General features: G+C 68.0%; 13 protein-coding genes. 4 read left to right on the forward strand and 9 right to left on the reverse strand.

Annotated features, from left to right (window positions below; all coding sequences use genetic code 11):
- Positions 1-59: 59 nt before the first annotated feature.
- The 8 genes from G3O00_RS17970 to G3O00_RS18005 form a co-directional block, all read right to left on the reverse strand.
- Complete coding sequence (locus G3O00_RS17970; RefSeq protein ID WP_206143810.1) at positions 60-1,433, reverse strand: efflux transporter outer membrane subunit; 1,374 nt, start codon at positions 1,431-1,433, stop codon at positions 60-62.
- Between the two features lie 13 nt (positions 1,434-1,446).
- Entirely contained in the window at positions 1,447-3,510 is a 2,064-nt protein-coding gene (locus G3O00_RS17975; RefSeq protein ID WP_206143811.1) for a MacB family efflux pump subunit, read from the reverse strand.
- Positions 3,511-3,512: 2 nt separating this feature from the next.
- On the reverse strand, positions 3,513-4,706 hold the full coding sequence (locus G3O00_RS17980; protein WP_206143812.1) for an efflux RND transporter periplasmic adaptor subunit: 1,194 nt from the start codon (positions 4,704-4,706) through the stop codon (positions 3,513-3,515).
- A gap of 296 nt (positions 4,707-5,002) precedes the next feature.
- Complete coding sequence (locus tag G3O00_RS17985; RefSeq protein ID WP_206143813.1) at positions 5,003-5,731, reverse strand: class I SAM-dependent methyltransferase; 729 nt, start codon at positions 5,729-5,731, stop codon at positions 5,003-5,005.
- A gap of 55 nt (positions 5,732-5,786) precedes the next feature.
- Entirely contained in the window at positions 5,787-6,368 is a 582-nt protein-coding gene (locus G3O00_RS17990) for an HD domain-containing protein (protein WP_206143814.1), read from the reverse strand.
- A gap of 107 nt (positions 6,369-6,475) precedes the next feature.
- Entirely contained in the window at positions 6,476-6,685 is a 210-nt protein-coding gene (locus G3O00_RS17995; protein ID WP_174936802.1) for a hypothetical protein, read from the reverse strand.
- 117 nt (positions 6,686-6,802) lie between these two features.
- Entirely contained in the window at positions 6,803-7,369 is a 567-nt protein-coding gene (locus tag G3O00_RS18000) for a helix-turn-helix transcriptional regulator (protein ID WP_206143815.1), read from the reverse strand.
- A gap of 53 nt (positions 7,370-7,422) precedes the next feature.
- Positions 7,423-8,064, reverse strand: coding sequence for a hypothetical protein (locus G3O00_RS18005; RefSeq protein ID WP_206143816.1), 642 nt, complete (start codon positions 8,062-8,064; stop codon positions 7,423-7,425).
- A gap of 344 nt (positions 8,065-8,408) precedes the next feature.
- Here G3O00_RS18005 and G3O00_RS18010 point away from each other — a divergent pair, with 344 nt between their 5' ends.
- The 3 genes from G3O00_RS18010 to G3O00_RS18020 all read left to right on the forward strand — a co-directional run bounded on the left by G3O00_RS18010 (position 8,409) and on the right by G3O00_RS18020 (position 11,421).
- Entirely contained in the window at positions 8,409-9,812 is a 1,404-nt protein-coding gene (locus G3O00_RS18010) for a DUF308 domain-containing protein (RefSeq protein ID WP_174935111.1), read from the forward strand.
- 96 nt (positions 9,813-9,908) lie between these two features.
- The gene (locus G3O00_RS18015; RefSeq protein WP_011354340.1) at positions 9,909-10,487 is read left to right on the forward strand and encodes a hypothetical protein; all 579 of its coding nucleotides are present in this window, start codon (positions 9,909-9,911) and stop codon (positions 10,485-10,487) included.
- Between the two features lie 202 nt (positions 10,488-10,689).
- Positions 10,690-11,421, forward strand: a complete 732-nt coding sequence (locus G3O00_RS18020) for a ribonuclease T2 (protein ID WP_206143817.1) — start codon at positions 10,690-10,692, stop codon at positions 11,419-11,421.
- Between the two features lie 45 nt (positions 11,422-11,466).
- Here G3O00_RS18020 and G3O00_RS18025 read toward each other — a convergent pair whose 3' ends face one another.
- Positions 11,467-12,927 (reverse strand): fatty acid desaturase, encoded by a 1,461-nt coding sequence (locus G3O00_RS18025; RefSeq protein ID WP_206143818.1) that lies wholly within the window; start codon positions 12,925-12,927, stop codon positions 11,467-11,469.
- 61 nt (positions 12,928-12,988) lie between these two features.
- On the opposite strand from G3O00_RS18025, the gene G3O00_RS18030 reads away from it, so the two are divergent.
- Positions 12,989-13,699 carry a hypothetical protein gene (locus tag G3O00_RS18030; protein WP_011354343.1) on the forward strand — a complete coding sequence of 237 codons (711 nt, stop codon included), beginning with the start codon at positions 12,989-12,991 and terminating at the stop codon, positions 13,697-13,699.
- Positions 13,700-13,707 lie beyond the last annotated feature (8 nt).

The raw sequence follows: 13,707 nt of genomic DNA on the forward strand, positions 1-13,707 counted from the left end.
CGCCCGTATGCGAATGACGTGGAGCGTGGCCGGCGCGGCCGGCTCGATGGGCGTGCCGGTCAGGACATCCCGCCGCCAAGTGCGCGGTACAGCGTCATCTGGTTGTTGAGCCGGTTCAGGCGTGTCAGTTCGTCGGCGCTTTGCGCGTCGCGCAGCCGCTGCTGCTGGTCGAGCCACGGCTGCACGGCGGTCGCGCCGGCCGCGAAGCGCGCGGCGGCCAGCCGCTCCGCGCGCTGTGCCTGGGCCAGCGACAGCGCGCGCTGTTCGGCTTCGCGCTCCAGCTGCACGCGCGCCGACAGCGCATTCTCGACTTCCGCGAGTGCCGTGTAGAGCTTCTGGCGGAACCCGACGACCGCTTCCTCGTACTGCGTCTTCGACACCTTGATCTGCAACTGCATCGTGTTCCACTGGATGAACGGCAGTGCCAGGCCGAGCCCGAGCGTGCCGACCGGATTCATCAGCACGCGCTCGAGGCTCGTGCTCGACGTGCCGGCCTGGCCGGTCAGCGTGAAGGTCGGGTAGAAGCTCGTGCGCGTTGCGTCGACCTGCGCGAGCGACTCGCGCAGCCGGAATTCCGCGGCGCGCAAGTCGGGGCGCCGGCCGAGCAGGCTCGCGGGCAGGCCGGCCGCCACTTCCGGCGGTGCCGCGACGGGCAGCGCCGACGGTTCGGCTGCGAGCTGCTGAGGCGGCCGGTCGAACAGGATCGCGAGTGCGTGGCGGTTCTCGGTGCGCTGCTGGATCAGTTGCGTCTGCGCGGCGCGTTGCGCGGCGAGGCTCTGTTCGGCCTGTGCAAGATCGAGCCCCGACACGGCACCGGCCGTGTGCTGCGACCGGACGACCGCGAGCGTGCGGACCGCATACGCGATGTTCGCGTCGCCGAGTGCGATCTGCCGGTTCAGATAGCCGATCTGCCAGTACAGCGACGCGGTCGTGCCGATCAGCGACAGCCGTGCGGCTTCGAGATCGGCGGCCGTCGCATCGGCCTCCCAGCGCGCGGCGTCGCGCAGCGCGGCCAGCCGGCCCCACAGGTCGATTTCATAGCTGAGCGAACCGGTTACACCGCTCGTCCGGCTCATCTGGTGCGTATCGAGCGTGCGCGACACGGCGCCGTTCGCGCCGAGCGACACGTTGGGCGTCAGGTTCGTATCCGCGAGCCCGGCCTGCAGTTGCGCGCGGTACACGCGGATCGCCGCGATCGCGAGGTCGTTGTTGGCGCGCAGCGCATCGTCGATCAGCGCATCGAGTTGCGGATCGCCGAAGCTGCGCCACCAGTCGCGTGGGGTGGCGGGCACGTTGGCCGCGGCCGGTGCCTCCCAGTTCGCGGGCATTGCGACGGCGGGCAGCGGTTCATGGCGCGCGCCCGCGCAGCCGGCGAGCAGCGCGGCCGCGCAGGTGAATGCGCCCAGGCGGTGAAGCGGTGAGGAATGCGTCATGGCGGGCCTTGCGTCAGTCGCGCGCGAGCGCATCGATCGGATCGAGCCGCGATGCGTTGCGCGCGGGCATGAAGCCGAATATCACACCGGTGAGCGTCGAGCAGACGAACGCGGTCACGATCGCGCCGGCCGAGAACACCATCTTCCACTGCGCGACGAACATCGAGAACAGCGCGCCGAGCCCGAACGACAGCGCGATGCCGATCGTGCCGCCGAGCAGGCAGACGAGCACGGCCTCGACGAGAAACTGCTGCAGGATGTCGGACTGGCGTGCGCCGACCGCCATCCGGATGCCGATTTCGCGCGTGCGCTCGGTGACCGACACCAGCATGATGTTCATCACGCCGATCCCGCCGACGACGAGCGAGATCACGGCGATCAGCGACAGCAGCAACGTGAGCGACTGGCCGGTTTTTTCGACGGTCTTCACCACGCTGTCCATGTTGTACGTGAAGAAGTCCTTGCGGCCGTGGCGCTGCGTCATCAGCTTTTCGAGGCTTTTCTCGGCGGCGGCGCTCGGCTGCCCGTCGCGCACGCGCACGGTGATGCTGTCGAGATAACGCTGCCCGAACAGGCGCCCGCTTGCCGTGGTGTATGGCACCCACACGTTCAGGCTCTTCACGCTGCCGAACGCGCTCTTCTTGTCGGCCGTCACGCCGATCACGACGCACGGCACGTTGTCGACCAGGATCACTTCGCCGATCGGGTTGCGCGTCGCACCGAACAGCTTGCGGCGCGTGTTCTGGTCGATCACGGCCACCTGCACCTGGCGGCGCACCGCGTCCTCGTCGAATGCGACACCCAGCGCGAAGCGCATTCCGCGCGCCTGGAAGAAGCGGTCGCCGACGCCGCTCACGAGCGCGTTCACGTCGACGTTGCGGTAGCGCAGCAGCAGCGTGCGCGACGTTTCGGGCGTCGCGCTGTCGACGTACGGCTGCTCGGCGAGCGCCGCGACATCGGCGGGCACGAGCGTCTGGATCGCGTCGGCGCGGCTGTCGCCCCAGTCGGTGCCCGGATAGATGTTGATCGTGTTCGTGCCGATGCTGCCGATCTCGTCGAGCATGTAGCGCTTCGCGCCTTCGCCGATCGCGACGATCGACACGACCGACGTGATGCCGATGATGATGCCGAGCATCGTCAGCAACGTGCGCAGCCGGTGTGACACGAGTGCGATCCACGCCATCCGGCAAGCTTCGGCGAAGCGGCCGGAGCCGGCCGCGAAGCGGCGCGTGCGCGTGACGGTATCGACATGCGGATCGGTGTCGACGGCTGCGGGCGGCGCCGGCGTGTCGTAACGATCGTGGGCGGGTGACTCGCCGGTTGCTGCTTCGGACGCTTCTGCCGCTTCTGCTGCATTCACGCCCGCTTCCGCCAGCGCTTCCGCATAGTGCCGGTTCGGCCGGTCGGCGACGATCTCGCCGTCGCTGATCTCGATGATGCGCTTCGCATGGCGCGCGACGGCCTTGTCGTGCGTGACGATGACGATCGTATGGCCGAGTGCGTTCAGCTCGTGCAGGATGCGGATCACGTCCTGGCCGCTTTTCGTGTCGAGCGCACCGGTCGGTTCGTCGGCGAGGATCACCTGGCCGCCATTCATCAGCGCACGCGCGATGCTCACGCGCTGCTGCTGGCCGCCGGACAGTTGCCCGGGGCGATGATGCGCACGATCCGCGAGCCCGAGGCGCGCGAGCAGTTCGCGTGCGCGTGCGTGCCGCTCTGCGCGCGGCGTGCCGGCATAGATCGCGGGCATTTCGAGGTTCGCGACCGCGTCGACGTGCGGCAGCAGGTGATAGCGCTGGAACACGAAGCCGAAGTGTTCGCGGCGCAGTTGCGCGAGCTCGTCGCTGTCGAGCATGTGCGTGTCGCGGCCGCCGACCGTGTAGGTGCCTTCGCTCGGGTGGTCGAGGCAGCCGAGGATGTTCATCAGCGTCGACTTCCCGGAGCCCGACGCGCCGACGATCGCGACGATCTCGCCCGCGTGGATCGACAGGTTGACGTTGTTCAGGACAACGACATCCTTGTCGCCGGCCGGAAAGCGCCGGGTGACGGCAGCGAGTTTCAGCAGGGGCTGGCGCATCGTCACACCACGTCCGCCAGCGGCGCGTGGTCGTCACCGGCAGCTTCGCCGATCACGACGCGTTCGCCGTCCTTCAGGCCGGCCAGCACTTCGACGCGCACGTTGTTGTTGATGCCGATGCGGACGTTGCGCGTTTCCGTGCTGCCGTCGGCGCGCAGCACGCGCACCGCGTAGGTGCCGTCCTTGCGTTTTTCGCCGAGCGCGGCGGCGGGAATGCTGAGCGCGTTGCGGGCGTTGCCGAGCACGATGTTGACTTGCGCGGTCATCGAGATGCGCAGCCGATGCTCGGGATTCGGCACTTCGAACAGCGCGTTGTAGAACACGGCCGAGTTCGGCTTCGAGCCGCCGCCTGCACCGCCGCCGAGCGGGCTCTGCGCTTCGGCGTAGTTCTGCGGCGCCGGCTCGATCGCGCGCAGCTTGCCGTAGTGGCGCTTGTCCGGTTCGCCGAGGATCGTGAAATACGCAGTCTGGCCGGCACTCACGCGGATCACGTCGGCTTCCGACACCTGCGCCTTCACGGTCATCGTATCGAGATCGGCGAGCTTCAGGATCACGGGCGCCTGCTGCTGCGCGATCACGGTCTGGCCTTCCTGCGTGACGACCGCGACGACCTCGCCGTCGATCGGCGCGACGATGCGCGTGTAGCCGAGGTTGGCCTGCGCGGTCTCGATCTGGATGCGGGCCGAACGGATTTGCGCGGCGAGCGACGAGAGTGTCGCGCGCTGCACGTCGAGCGCCGCACGCGCGGCCTCGAACGATTCGCGCGATGTTGCGTCGTCGGGCAGCATCGCCTGCTGGCGCTTGAACGCGAGTTCCGCCTGCGTGAGTTGCGCGGCGGTCGATTGTTGTTGCGCGCGCAGGCTTTCTTCGCTGGCGCGCGCCTGGCGCAGTGCGTTTTCCGAGATCACGGGATCGATCTCGGCGAGCCACTGGCCCTTCGTGACCTTGTCGCCGAGCTTGACCTTGAGCGACTTCAACTGCCCCGACACCTGCGCACCGACGTCGACCTGCCGGAAGGCCTGCAGCGCGCCGGTTGCCAGCACCGCGTTCTCGAGATCGCCGCGCGAGACGGGCGCGGACAGGTATTGCGGATGCTTGTCGGGCGCGCACGCCTTCAGCGTGACGCCGGTGGCGATCGCAACGATGGCAAGGGAAGCCAGCACGATGCGCCGGCGGCGAGGGGTCTTCTGAGTCATGAGCGTGCGGCGAGGATCAGGCAGTGCCGGCGATGCGTGCGGCCGGGCGGGACGATCCGGTCGGCGTCGCAGGTCGGGCAGGTTGCCCGCGACGGTATCCGCGTACGCATCGCGCGGGCGTGCCGAGTCGAATCAGCCGCTCATGGTAAGCGAGGAAATCACGCCAAATCGTGTGGAAATTGTGCTGAATTGTGCGAAGGCCGCACCGGAGCAGGGGCCGTGCGGCGTCATTGTTGCGATCTGTGAAAGCGCCGGGCGAAGGCCCCTGCGCGTGTTGCGGCGCGTGTTGACGTGCGTCAGCGCTGCGCAGCGACGAGCGCCATCATTGGCCGGTCGCGTTCTTCGTCGAGTGCGGGCAGCGCATCGATCTGCGCCTGCGTCGGTCCCCATTCGTCGAGGTGCGTGAGCGTGAAGCCGCTGCCGATCAGCAGGTTCACGAGCGTGCCGAGCGTACGGTGCTGCTTGACGACGCCGGGCGCGAGCCAGTCGGTCACGCGTTTGCCTTCGCGCTGGTACCCGTCGAGCGGCCAGGATCGGTTGCCCTGCGCATCGACGACGAAGCCGGGCCGGCGCGGCGCCGTATAAATGGGATGCTCGATCGAGAACACGAGCCGGCCGCCGGGCACGAGCGCGCGATGAATCGTGCGCAGCAGCGTATCGAGGTGCGCGACGTAGTGGAACGCGAGCGAGCTGTACGCGAGATCGAATGCGGCCGCTGGCAGCGCGAGCGTTTCGAGATCGGCGCGGCGGTACGTGATCGCCGGGTGCGCGGCGGTCGCGGCCGCGCGTTCGAGCATGCGCTCGGAGACGTCGAGGCCGAGCACGCTTGCCGCGCCCTGGTCGGCCGCCCAGCGGCTGAACCAGCCGTAGCCGCAGCCGAGGTCGAGCACGTTGCGGCCACGCAGGCCGGGCAGCAGCGCGCGCAGCGCGGGCCATTCGGGGGCGCCGTCGAGGCCGTGAATCGAGCGGTTCAAGCGGCTGTAGCCTTCGAAGAAGGCCGGGTCGTCGTAGATGTTCTGCGTCATGCGTCGGGCCTCGTGCGAGCAGGGCGTGCGGTGCCGCGCGCCCGATCCCGCGAGCTTACGCGTGCGGCCCGCCCGCGTCGATCCGGCGTTGCGTGTCGGCGTCGACGATCTCGCGGATCGCGCTGAATAGCGGCGCGGCGTCGGTATAGCGGCGGCCGTAGCCGAGATTGAACGCGTAGTCGAAATCGGGCGGATTGCTGCCCTGGTTGTGCTGCAGGATCGTTTCGAGCTTGTCGAACGCCTTCGCCGCGCGCGCTTCCGGCGTCGCGGCCGCCTCGTATTCATCCCACAGTGCGACGATTTCGTCGCGCTGTGCGGGGGCGAGAGATGCGGTCAGCGTCAGCAGGTCGTCGCGTTCTTGTGCGCTTTTGTCGGGGTGCGCGGCCTGTTCGATCGCGGGAATGTCGCCGTGCAGCGCCTCGCCGAGATCGTGGACGACGCACAGCTTCAGCAGCTTCAGCGTGTCGATGCCGGGTAGCGCGTCGGCGAACACGAGCGCCATCAGGCACAGCCGCCAGCTGTGTTCGGCCGTGCTTTCCGCTCGCCCGGACGACGTATAGCCGCTGCGCAGCACATCCTTCAGGCGTTCGGCTTCGCGCAGGAAAGCGAGCCGCGCGTGGATCGTATCGGGGGTCATGGTCGGCTTCCTTGCGATGAGCCGTCTAGCGTAATGCGGGTGGGTGCGGTTCGTCCACGCATGAAATATGCGTGGTGGGGGCGGGATCGGGGCGCTTTGTCGCGCCGCTACTTCACGAACAGCCCGGCCCAGCAGAACAGCGCGAAGAAACCCGTTTGAACAACGACGATCAGGCTGAACAGGTAGGGGCTGCTGCGGCGCGCCACGCGCCTGCCGCCGGCGTTGGCCACCCCCGAGCGCAGCGCGACCAGCACGGCGGCGCCCGTATAGAGAATGAACGCGACGATTACGAGTTCTCGCATGACAAACGTCGACATGGGGCATGTCTCCTGGGCGTGCTGCCATTTACGTTCGCGTCTTTTGCGTGGCGTGCCGGACACGTTGAAGTATGCCGCGCCGTTGCCGGTGTGCGGTTCTTCATCGTGACCCGGCAATTACGCATCCTGCAGCGTCTCCACGAGCCGCGCGGCCGACCCGTCCGACAACGTCATCCGCGTCCATCGACACATGCTGCCGCGGATCGGCACGACACGCGACACATTCGTGCCGGTATCGAATTCGACGCTCGGCGGCCCCGCATGGTCATGCCAGCCGAGCGTATCGAGCGCGGCTTCCATGCGGACGATCTCCGGTGTCGCGTAGCGCCACAGCGATGTGCCGAGCAGCATCGACAGCGGCTGCGAAAATTCGGCCGCGCGCGCCGGAGAAGAGGCAAGCAGGCGGTGCGTGAGGTCGCACACCAGATGCATGCGACCCGCGCCGCCCGCGACGAGCCGCGCGAGTGCGTGATCGCCTGCTGAATCGAGGCGCGCGGCGAGCAGCCGCTCGGCGGTCGCGCGCTCGTCGGGCGACATCTGCTGGAGGCCGGCTTCCCAGCGCGAGATCGTCGATTGCGCGACGCCGAACAACTCGGCCGCATGGCTTTGCTTGACGCGGTGCAGCGCCCGCCAGCGCTTGAGTTGTGGGCCGAGCGCGGATGGATGAAGCGACGGGTCATGCATGTCGATGCGCCTCTTTCTCGTGTCGGCCGGGTGCCATGACGGACAGGGTAGGCCTAGAACCCGGCGATTGGCCGGTCCTTGAGCGAAATAAGGGCAACCGGCAGCAGCAGGATCCCGCCCAGCACGAGCACGCCGTCGGCTGCCACGGTGACCGGCGTGGCCAGGATCCGGAGCCCCTTCGCGAAGGCGGACGGTGCTTCGTCGATGGCGACCGTATAGCGCTCGTTGAACGATTGCGCGGTGCTGTCCGGTTTCAGCGTGAAGCCCTCGGTGGAATAGCGCTTGCCGACGACGTTGCCGTCGAGTGAGATCTGGGTGCGGGAGGTTCTGAAGCCGTCGGCGGTTGCCGCCTGACGCTCGTCGTCCGGCGCATCCTTCGACAGAACGGTGCGGTACTGGCCGGTCACGTCGCTGCCGTCGACGCGGAAGCTGCCGAACGACGTGTGCAGCGATTTGCGGTAGCTGGCCGTCAGCACCGGGCGCAGCTTGTCCGGCAGATCGAAGATGTAGTGATAGCGTTCGCCCAGTACCACCAGCTTCTTGCCGTCTTTCGTGATCATGAAAGCGGAAACGTGCTCGACATAGGTTTCGTCGTGGTTTTCGTAGAGCGCCGGCGTGAAACAGCCGGACAGTGCGAGGCCGCTCAAGGCCATGCCGGCGGCCAGCAGGCGCCGGCGCGTGATCGATGTGCTCATTTCTTGTTGTCCCGTCTGGTGCGGTTCGGTTCAGTGGCTTTCGCCCTCGGAAGCCGGATTCTCGCGTATCCGCCGCGCGTTGTCGAACGGGGTCTCTGCCACGGCAGCAGTCGATGGCCGCCCTCCGTGCCGTACCGACAACGTTTTCGTCGCGCTTTCAACCGTCTCCGCCATATCTTATTATTCGGCCAGTGCGGGGGGATACCGGCCGCCAACGGTCATGTCGAGGCATGACGCGCCGGTATGAATTACCGCCTTTCGGCCGGTGTGTCGCACGACACGCGGTCGAAACGACAGGAAACGCGTGGCCAGCGCGTATCCCGAAAAAATGACGAGAGGGCGCGATGGTACGACTGGTCTTGCTGCTGCTGGGCATCGAATACTTGCGCACGCGCTGGCGCGGGCTGACCGTGCTCGGCTGGGTGTGGGTCGTCGCGGGCGTCGTGATCTTCGTCGATGCGCTCGACGGCGCGCTGCACTTCCCGATCCAGATCTTTGCCTGGCTGTTCCTGATCGAGGGGCTCGCGACGCTCGCGGTGGCGGGTAGCGGCGTCGGCGGGCAGCGCATCCTGCGCTACGTGAAGGGGATCGTGGTCGTGGTCGCCGCCGGGCTCGTGTTCGCGGGGCACCACCACGGCCATTTCCTGCTGTCGATGATCTTCGGCACGCTGTTCCTCGTCGACGGGCTGCTGCAGTGCACCGCCGCGTGGATGGTGCGCTATCGCCGCTGGAACGTCGCCTTCGCGTGGGGCGTCGTCGAAATCCTGCTGGCCATCTTCTTCTATCAGCCGTACCCGACGCACTATGCGGGCACGGTGCCGTACTGCCTCGGCCTGCTGCTGATATTCGGCGGGATGCACATGCTGAACCTTGCCGCGCGCGTGCGGCGGCTGACGCGCAATCCGGCGTTCGCGATTTCGCCGGCGCCGGCGCTTGCGCCGGATCTCGACGACGCGCGCGACCCGCCGCAGTTCGCGCAATCGGAATGGGACGGCCCGCCGGCCGACGGCGAGCATGCGCTCACGGTGCACGTGTGGACGCCGACCGGCACGTCGAAGGCCGAAGCGCAGCGCTATCCGGTGATCGACCGCTATATCGCGGCCGTGGACGTGAACGGCGTGATCTCGACCGGGCACGCGGCGCTGGAGTCGCCCGAAGGTGTCTATATCAGCCTGTATCCCGGCGTCGAAATCGATCGTTCTCCGGACGAATTCACGCGCATCCTGCGCGCGACACGCGAAAACGACGTGCCGGGCCTGTTCCAGCCCGACTATGCGACCGAGTCGAAGGCGTGGTGCCCGTCGACCGTGCGCGTGCGAATCCGCAACTACGATCCGTCGAAGCTGGATGCCTTCTGGTCGTCGTACCGGCAGAACGTGACGTACAACCTCACGTACCGCAACTGCTCGAGCACGGTATCGAACGCGCTCGAAGCCGCGCTCGACGGTGCGGTGTGGCGGCTGAAGGGGGCGCGTGCCGGGTGGGGCGCGTTCGTGCGGCTGCTGCTCACGCCCGAGCTGTGGGTTGCCGCGCAGATCCGCAAGCGCGCGGTGACGATGGCGTGGACACCCGGGCTCACGCTCGACTATGCGCGCGCGCTCAGCATGCTCGCCGATCCGCGGCCGTTCGCGTGGTGGAAGGTCGCGCGCTCGGCCGTGAAGGCGATCATGGTGTCGCGCCGCACGTGGCGCGAGCAGGATAACGCGGCGCTGTCGCCCGGCGGATCGGAGGCGGCGTCGATGAAGTGATCGCGTGCCGCCGGACGCGGGCCCGGCGTCACAGCAGCCGCCACCGTGCGGCCGCGCGATGTTGCCCGCCACGAGAACCCCCATACGCAAACAACAATGAACAAGACGAGAGCATTCCGCATCCTGATTCCCGCTGCGTTGGCGCTGACGAGCGCCGGCTTCGCGCAGGCGAGCGCGGACGAAGTGCCGCGCATGAGCAACGACGTGTACCGGACGTCGGTGTCGTTCTGCTCGAACGTCGCGGCCGCCGAGAAGATCGAGTGCCAGGGCGACATGATCGCCGCGGGCAGCCGGATCGTCGCGGCGATCGGCGGCCTGCCGCCGGCATCCGCCACGTCGATCGACGAAGGCGCGCGCAGCAAGCTGCCGGCGGCGGAGCGCAAGGGGCTCGCGCCGGTCGAGCCGGGCGCGATCGACAAGGACGACGACCTCGCCGGGCTCGCCGGCATGGTGCGCCTGTGCGACGTGTACGAATCGGAACCGGCGTCGCGCGCGCGGCATCACGCGGCGCTGAAGCAGCAGGCGCCGGACGCCGCACCGCGCGTCGAGGCGTTGCTGGCCGATGCGTCGACGGCGGCGCGCCAGCGCGTCAGCATCGGCGTGTGGCAGATCCTCGCGCTCGAAGGTCCCGAATCGATCACGCGCGCGTGCACGCAGCTGGGCGCCGGATCGTGAGCGACGGCGGGCCGCCGCGAGGGCGGCGCGCTTCAGCCGCGTGAGGTCGCGCACCGCGACGGTACGTGCCCGCACGCGTACCGCAGCACATCATTCGTCCACCTTCACATTCGTGCCACGTTGTGTCGGCAACAATCGCGGGCAGACATTCGACAATCTTGCGGCGCATCCCGCGACCGCAAGCCTTTTCCGAGGAAACGCCATGCTCAAGACGCTCGCCCGCGCCGTTGCCGCACTCGCCGTCGCTTCCGCTTCACTGCACGCCTCCGCGCAGACCAGCTACGACTACCTGTTGCTCGCCGCGTCGTGGGAGCCCGGCTTCTGCGCGTCGCACGACACGCCCGAATGCACGAACCTCGCCGGCACGTATGCGGCGACGAGCCTGTCGCTGCATGGCCTGTGGCCGAACAAATACGACGGCAACCAGCCGTTCTACTGCGGCGTGCCGCAGAACGACATCGATCTCGACAACGCACACCAGTGGTGCAGCATGGACGCGTACCCGATCAGCAGCGCGACCCGCAACTCGCTGTCGACGTACATGCCGGGTGTCGCGTCGTGCCTCGACAAGCACGAGTGGTTCAAGCACGGCACCTGTTCGAACTCGGCGACGCCCGATGCGTACTGGAACCAGGCGTCCGGCATGATCAGCCGGCTCGGCAACACGTCGTTCAACACGTTCCTGCAGGCGAACGCGGGCAAGACGGTCACGCGTAACCAGTTGCTGTCGGCGTTCGAAGGCGCATTCGGCAGCAATACGCGCAGCGCGGTGTCGCTGAAGTGCACGAAGACGAACGGCGTCAGCTACTTCACCGAAGCGTGGATCGCAGTGAAGACCAATGCGACCGCGCAGTTCCCGAGCGCCGCATCGCTCGTGACGGACGGCAATACGCAGGGCACGTGCCCGACGTCGGGCGTGTACATCGCGAAGTAACGGGGAAGGGGCGACGGCGCGCGACATCGCGCATGCCGTCGCCAGTCACGGCTTCGGCGGGATACCCGACCACAGCAGCCGGGCCAGTTCCGGCGCGTCGAGTTGCGGCTCGTGTGCGTCGATCGCGTCGGGCAACGCATGCCACGGCACCGCCGGATTCCGGTGATGCTGCAGATGAAGGTTGATGTGATACGGCCACACGAACACGCGGCCGATCCAGCCCGTGCGCCACGAATACGTCCAGTCGGCCCAGCCCGGCGTCGCATGCGGGCCGCCGCTGTGCTCGGCCATGCTGCGGATCTTCTGCAGCAGGACAGACAGCGTGAGCAGCGGCACGAACCACAGCGCCGCGACCAGCAGGATCGTTCGCGCGGAACAGGCCCACACGAGAAGCGCGACGATGACCACCCATATGGCCGCGGCTGCCTGGAACGGCCGGCCGAGCCGCGTGTTCTGCCCGCCCGCGCGCCGGAACGCGGCCATGTTGCGCACCATGTTCAGCACGAGCAGGTCGCCGAGGAACTGCCGCACGAGCGGCCATGCGTCGAGCGGCCGGAACCGCCACGGCTGGCCGTGATAGAGAAACTGGCGCTCCGGGTCCTGCGCGGTGCCGAGATGCCGGTGATGCGCGAGATGCAGCGGGCGGTAGAACTCGACGGGTACGAGCCCCGGCACGCCGATCGCGACGTTGATCAGGAAGTCGTTGAAACCGCGACGGCGCGTGAGGTGATAGTGGGCCGCGTCGTGATACAGGATGAACAGCGCATGCTGCCGCGTCGCGATGACGAGCACCGCAAGCGCATACAGGTACCACGCGCCGAGCGCGACGGCCACGCGGATCGCCACGACGATGCACGCCCATTCGAGCAGCGCGGCCGCGATCGTGCGCAGGTCGACTCTGGCGCGCAGCAACGCGAGCGTGAACGTGCCGGCCGCGAGGCCGATCGCGCTGCCCCATGCGACATCGGCGGCGCGATGCTGGCCGGTGGTCAGGACCGTCACCATCAGCAGCGCGCTCCACGCGACGAACAGCACCGCAGACCGCCGCCGCAATGCCAGCAGCACGATGGCGATTGCGACCGGCAGCGCAACGTGCCCGCTCGGCGATGCGGCAAGCGGCGAATCGATTCGTTGCAGCCATGCGATCCAGCTGTCATGAGCGGGCGGCCATGCGATGGCGGTCGGATGCAGCAGATGGCACACGAGGCAAACGCTGGCAGCGAGCGCGCCGGCGAAGAACGCCGGCAGCAGCCATGCGCGGCCGCGCCCGAGCCAGATGAGCGCCGGCATGGCGAACAGGTAACTGAGGTAAAGCGGCACGGTGCCGGGCAGCAGCGGAATCGCGCGATCGAACGCGCCCGCCGGAATGACCGTGACCGGCCCGAGCGGCAGGTGCGTGACGAAGAAGTAGAGCGCGCCCGTCACGACGAGATAGGTGACGAGCAGCAGCCATGGCCGGGCGATCGGCGCGTCGTTCGCATCCTGGCGGGAAACGGCGTTGGACATGGCGGGAGCGGGCGGGTAACGGGCTATCATAGCAAGCTGTTCAGTCTTGCAGGAGTAGCCGATGGAGTTGCGTGCCACCGCCGTCGAACGTGCGGCCCTGGGCCCGGACGACATCGACCGGATGTTCTCGTTGTATGCGGCGTCCTATTGCGACACGGTCCGTGCGCAGTTCGACCACGACCTCGGCGACAAGACGCACTGCATCGTGCTGCGCGACAGCGGCGGCGCGATCCAGGGCTTCTCGACGCTCAAGCAGTACGAGACGCGCTGGCGCGACGCATCGATCCGCGTGATCTTTTCCGGCGATACGATCATCGATCCCGCGCATTGGGGCACGCAGCATCTCGCGTTCGCGTGGATCCGCCACGCGGGCGACGTATGGCGGCAGGCGCCCGCCGTGCCGCTGTACTGGTTCCTGATCTGCAAGGGGCATCGCACCTATCGCTACCTGCGCGCGTTCGCGCGCGACTACGCGCCGCGCGCCGACAACCTGACCGCACCGTCCACGCAGGACCTGATGGATTACCTGGCCGCGAGCCGCTACGGGCACGCGTACGATTCCGCCACCGGCCTGCTGTCGTTCGACACGCCGCAGGGCCGGCTCACGCCCGCGCTCGCGGAGGTGCCGGCCGCGCACCGGCGGCTGGCCGACGTCGACTACTTCCTCGCACGCAACCCCGGCTACGCACAGGGCGACGAACTCGTGTGCCTGTGCGAACTGTCGGCGTCGAACCTGCGGCCGCTCGCGCGCCGGCTATTCGACGGCGCGTGAGCCGCGCG

The sequence above is a fragment of the Burkholderia sp. Ac-20384 genome (genome assembly GCF_017104605.1).
GTDB lineage: Bacteria > Pseudomonadota > Gammaproteobacteria > Burkholderiales > Burkholderiaceae > Burkholderia > Burkholderia lata.